Raw genomic sequence first — 432 nt, forward strand, 5'->3', positions numbered from 1 at the left:
CGGGCGTGCAGCGCCGAGTAGGCGACCACGCAGCCCAGCTGCGGCACGTCGAAATCGGTATTGCGGATCACGCTGCGGCCGAGCCGGCCGCGCTGCGAGACGTGGATGTTGAGGATGTCCGCCGCCTTGGCGGGCCAGGCGTGCAGCGATTCGAGCAGCACGCGGCTGCCGTGGTTCATGGCCAGCACGCGCGGATCGGCCGCGGGCACGGCGGCGGCCGGCGTGACGGGCGCCGGCGACGCGCCCTGCAGCAGGGCGATGCGGGACGGGTCCGGCGCCACGCGCGCCAGCATCAACGCCAGGACACGCCCCACGGGGCCGGCGCCGAGAATCGCAATGTCGAAGGCGGAGATAGTCATGCCGGGATTTTACCCGTCCACTACAATCCGGGTCTGCCGGCGCGGCTTGGCGCGCGCGCCCCCTGCACAGGTT

At 72.7% G+C, this 432-nt stretch carries 1 pseudogene; it reads right to left on the minus strand.

Annotated elements, in window-relative coordinates:
* Nucleotides 1-359, minus strand: a pseudogene (locus tag SB751_RS28260) (monooxygenase); the annotation flags it as partial.
* Nucleotides 360-432: the final 73 nt, after the last annotated feature.

This window comes from Cupriavidus sp. SIMBA_020, assembly GCF_046535395.1.
Taxonomy (GTDB): domain Bacteria; phylum Pseudomonadota; class Gammaproteobacteria; order Burkholderiales; family Burkholderiaceae; genus Cupriavidus; species Cupriavidus campinensis.